Source organism: Aquirufa aurantiipilula (assembly GCF_019923745.1).
In the GTDB taxonomy this organism is placed as follows: domain Bacteria; phylum Bacteroidota; class Bacteroidia; order Cytophagales; family Spirosomataceae; genus Aquirufa; species Aquirufa aurantiipilula.
The window spans coordinates 1-1,328 of record NZ_JAANOG010000028.1 but is presented as its reverse complement, the minus strand read 5'-3'; the positions used below and the strand labels follow the sequence as shown (position 1 = coordinate 1,328).

Annotated in this window: 1 protein-coding gene; it reads right to left on the bottom strand. The window is 46.0% G+C overall.

What is annotated here, in order from left to right; translation table 11 throughout:
• On the bottom strand, window positions 1–1,328 hold a 1,328-nt coding region (locus G9H60_RS13180), incomplete at both ends, for a beta strand repeat-containing protein (RefSeq protein ID WP_223144507.1).

Here is a 1,328-nt window from a genome sequence, read left to right as displayed (position 1 = left end):
GTTCCTGCACCCGATGTTCCCGTGAACTTCAAACCTAAGCTCGTTAAGTTCGCTACCCCACTCGTGAAATCTCCTGCTTGATTCAATACATTGTTGACACCACTGCCTAATCCACTGACTGTTCCTGTCAATGATGTAGTTACTGTCACATTATTGGTATTCGCTGCAAAGCCAGTAACCGTGTTACCATAAGCATCTTGGGCCGTCAAGGTATTCGTTCCTGTGAATGCCGTACCATTGGTTTGTGGACTCGTTAAGCTTACTGCCAATTTATTGAAGGCTGCTGCACTTACTGCTACGCTCAATCGATCTGCTCCGGCGGCTGATATTGCTCCATCTGTTACTGCCACTAAAGCTGTTTCCACATTGTACAACTTCATGTTGGTTGTCACAGCTCCTGATGCAAATGTCAAGGCTGTCGTTGTTCCAAAGGCAATATCTGTTGCGGCACTGTTGGTTACCTTAGCCGTCGTTACTGGTGCTGTTGAACTCGTGGCTCCTGAGAAGGTTAAGTTCTTTGAGCCTGTATAGCCTGTCGCTGTGTTTCCACTCGCATCCTTAGCCGTAATCGTAATGGAATTACTAGCTCCAGCCGTTTGTGTGCCTGTTCCTGTTACCACTAATTTTGTCGCTGCTCCTGGATTTAATGTAATATTAGGACCAACTATTCCAGTTCCACTGGTAGGGGCAAATGTAATACTCAAAGTGCCTGATACTCCTGTAAATGTTAAACCTAAGCTTGTCAAGTTGGCTACTCCATTAACAAAATCACCTGAACCAGTTAATTTATTACCTCCAGATAATCCCGATATTGCTCCAGATAAACTGGGTATCAATGTAATGTTATTTGCTGATGCATCAAATCCTGTTGCCGTATTACCATAGGCATCTAGAGCGGTCAAGGTATTCGTTCCTGTGAATGCCGTGCCATTGGTTTGGGGACTTGCCATCGTAACTGTCCCCAATTTGGTCATGGTGGATGAACTCACCGTTACATTCAATGTTCCCCCCGTATTTGAGTTGATAGTTCCATCACTCGCATTCACTGTAGCTGATTCTGCTTTGTAAAGAACCATTGAGCCTGTAGCCACACCCGCCGTAAAGGTCAAGCTTGTGGCTGTTCCAAAGTTCGTGCCCGCTACCGTTGGTGTCGTTGCCGGACTTGGTGATGCGGCTGCTCCTGAGAAGGTAATGTTTTTGGCTCCTGTATATGTAGTGGCTGTATTGCCATCCGCATCTTTCGCGGTAATTGTTACTGTTTGACTTCCTCCAGCTGTTTGAGTGCCCGTTCCTGTTACCACTAATTTGGTCGCTGCTCCTGGATTAAT